This is a genomic window from Enterobacter sp. 01-M-02-SI-ECC (assembly GCF_047530595.1).
Lineage (GTDB): Bacteria > Pseudomonadota > Gammaproteobacteria > Enterobacterales > Enterobacteriaceae > Enterobacter > Enterobacter cloacae_M.
Map to the genome: position 1 here is coordinate 1 of NZ_JBLKCZ010000074.1, position 2,926 is coordinate 2,926.

General features: G+C 45.6%; 3 protein-coding genes. 1 reads left to right on the forward strand and 2 read right to left on the reverse strand.

Going from position 1 to position 2,926, the window contains the following annotated elements; all coding sequences use genetic code 11:
• Positions 1–141: 141 nt before the first annotated feature.
• Positions 142–345 carry a hypothetical protein gene (locus ACMWLG_RS25565; protein WP_058687702.1) on the forward strand — a complete coding sequence of 68 codons (204 nt, stop codon included), beginning with the start codon at positions 142–144 and terminating at the stop codon, positions 343–345.
• Between the two features lie 63 nt (positions 346–408).
• On the opposite strand, the gene ACMWLG_RS25570 is transcribed toward ACMWLG_RS25565, so the two are convergent.
• Together ACMWLG_RS25570 and ACMWLG_RS25575 are read right to left on the reverse strand one after the other, a co-directional pair.
• The gene (locus ACMWLG_RS25570) at positions 409–1,614 is read right to left on the reverse strand and encodes a hypothetical protein (protein ID WP_058687703.1); all 1,206 of its coding nucleotides are present in this window, start codon (positions 1,612–1,614) and stop codon (positions 409–411) included.
• Positions 1,611–2,429: a DUF4942 domain-containing protein gene (locus tag ACMWLG_RS25575; RefSeq protein ID WP_058687704.1), complete on the reverse strand. Its 819-nt coding sequence runs from the start codon at positions 2,427–2,429 to the stop codon at positions 1,611–1,613. Before ACMWLG_RS25575 ends, ACMWLG_RS25570 begins: the two co-directional genes overlap by 4 nt.
• Between the last annotated feature and the right edge of the window lie 497 nt (positions 2,430–2,926).

Below are 2,926 nucleotides of genomic sequence, written 5' to 3' on the forward strand. Positions count from 1 at the left end.
TAGTGCGCTGGGATATCACTCTCCGAGAGAATACCGGCGGCAGCGGGCATCGTTAACTTAAGATACAAAAGCTGTCCGGAAATGGCGGGTCAAGATCACAAACCTCTTTCAACTGACACACCTGCTTAAAATGGAGAAAAAATGTCCTACATGCTTTCGCTAAGCGAACAGACAAAACTGAACGCTTTCCTGTCAGGGATCCTAGATGATTACAAGACTGGGGTTATCACTCAGATACAAGCTGTTGGTAAAATCGGTAACGTGTTTTCTGCTCTGGAAAGTGGAGACTCAAAAAAGGTAGTGCATTTGTTGACTGAAGGACGAAAACTCCTGCCGACGGGCTGAATGTCCGCAGAAGTTCTACTGTGCCAGGGGATACAGAGAAGTGTATCAACCTGGCTTCATTTATCATGATGTTTTTCTGCTACGCGGCTGTTTTGACTTTCCAGTACCTCCCCCTGCCATTGCACCAGTCAATGTATCAATGGTGCCTTTTAGGGATTCTGAGATTGTTTTCTCCGCCTCCAGGGAAGCTTCCAGCTTCATTACTTTGGCCTGGAGCGTTTTGAGTTCATTGATTTGTTCAGCCACTTCCGCTTCATAGCCCTGGCTGACCAAAGTTACTTTATTCAGGTCGGCGCTCAGCGACTCGTTTAGTTTATGGAGTTCAGTAAGCTCGGCATTCACCGCCACCAGGTCACCCTCCTTCCCGGATAGTGCACTTTTCAGCTCAGAACAAAGGGTCTGTGCAGCAATAAATTCCTGTTCAAACCTGTCCCTCTCTGCCTTTGTATCTGACACTGTCTGACTTAACTGGTCGCATTGTCTTAAAAGACCAGCATTATCAGAACGCTGAGAGTTGATCTCTTCGTTCAGTTTTTTTTGATATTCAAGGTGACCAGCGATCTCTGTTTTACGTTCAGCCAGTTGCTGGGAGAGTGAGTCATTAGACTGCTGTGCGAGGCTTAATTCATGCCGTGTGCTATCTAACTGGTGATGGCAGGTTTCGAGTTCTGCTTCGGCAACATTCAGCCTTGTTTCTAACTCCTTGACGGTACTGTCCCGGATCTCTAATCGACCCTGTAGCGCCTGATTCTCAAGTTTCAGCTCATCCATATCGGTAGCGCTTTGCTCAAGCCGCTGTAACAGCTGCGTTACCTCCTCCTCCAGCTGCATGCTACGTGCTTCAGCTTTTTTAACACTATCATTCTGTATTGCGGTATAGCTTCTACGGTAGTGCCAGGTGATGTACGAGATAATATCGCCGAGTGCAACCTTTACCTCATCGGGTATATCCAGGTAACGGGCCTCTTCAGGAACCTCTTTAACATACTTCTGGTACTCCGCGAACATCTCCTGTGACCTTGCAAACGAGCCGCCAACAGCGTTTCTGAGCCAGTGAACTTTGAAGCTCAGATCGATATTTTCCGGGTTAATTTCTTTCTCTTTGCACAGACGTTCGATTGCATTGAAGTAATCGATCATCGCGATAGATGAGTGCCTTGAACGACCCATTTCCTTTGATTTTTCAGTGGATTCGCTGCGGATGTCATTCTGCACCTCTGGCGGGGTAGCATCGTTCAGGCTTTTTTCTTTATCATTTTCGATCATCATTTTTTTCCTGCGGCCGGAAGCTGGTTTGCAAAATAAATGCTGATAAGATCGTTCAGAGCATTCAGAAGCGAGATACTGTCGATGCAAATGTGAACGTTTCCATTCTCAAACAGGCGACACCGCCAGCCATTCTCATCACTGACCTCGCCTGTGAATTCTGTATTTCTCATGGCCGTCAGCCTGTCGACCATACTCAGCCCACCGCCGGTTGCAGGTGTTGGAGTATCAGAACAGATGCATACAATATTCTCAAAGTCGCGTAAACAAAAGTGATTGTCCTGCGAGAAACCGTTGTACCTCAGCACTTTCACACCAGGAAAAATCCCCCGAAGAACAAGCTTTTTTGGCATTGTATATTGCCTGGCATTGCTTTTGAAACTTCGGTCTAGCTTGTTGAGAACATCAACGAAACCTTCTGCAAGCGTGTCTCGTCTGTTAGCCAGTGCATGCTGTAATGTTCCCTTAACAATCTCCAGGGAAGCGACGGGCGGATCCGTACGTAGGGATTCGTTAAAGGCTTCTTTTTGCTTATGGTTCCAGTACCGGTCCATACCTGTTTCTTCAAAGAGCCTTTTCCACGTTTTACGGTCAATTTCCTTACGCCCCTCCTCGATGGTGCGATCCAGTGACGACGGAAGACCAAATGCGTTGGGCTGCATAATTCTGCTGGTGAAGAGAGAGAAACCGCACAGTTCCGACGCTTCCGAGATTAACCGCATCCCTTCTTCGAATTTCTGCATGGCCATATCCCGGGCGCTGATGAGCCGCCCTGTCCGGCTCGCCGGTACTGGCTCAGAACCCTGGTTATGAGTCATTTTACACTCCATTTTGGTATGTTAGAACAATTTGAATTGAGCAAAGGTAGTTACCCTCTAAAACCTATAGAATTTACGTAGAAACGCGTTTAGTAAAGTCTTTACTAATTACTAATGACTAACATATTAGCACTTTCAGATATGCCAGCAACAACCCCAGCCAGTGAAATAATGTGATGAGCCCATTAAATGGGTGTAATCATTCTATCTGGTTGATATTTAAAGTTTTTAATTGTCAGCTTTATGTATGCCTGTGGGATTTACTCCTAATTAAATCCCATAGTATGAAAATTAGGCATTTGCAAACCTTAATGACGTGACGTTGTCACGTAAATCAATGGAATTTAGTCTCTAGTAAAGAGTTAACTAGTGACTAACTGCCTGATCGGTGTGCTTGAAGGGGTTTGAGAGCCAATGGAACGAAAACGTACGCTAAGAAGTTAATTCATTGTTTAAATTGAAATTTAGTTCTCTCAGTTCCCCCTTCAAAATATCCT

What these genes read in the sequence shown, in the direction of transcription:
- ACMWLG_RS25575 (WP_058687704.1), bottom strand. Translation starts at nt 2,429, where the DNA reads ATGACTCATAACCAGGGTTCTGAGCCAGTACCGGCGAGCCGGACAGGG.
- ACMWLG_RS25565 (WP_058687702.1), top strand. Translation starts at nt 142, where the DNA reads ATGTCCTACATGCTTTCGCTAAGCGAACAGACAAAACTGAACGCTTTC.
- ACMWLG_RS25570 (WP_058687703.1), bottom strand. Translation starts at nt 1,614, where the DNA reads ATGATGATCGAAAATGATAAAGAAAAAAGCCTGAACGATGCTACCCCG.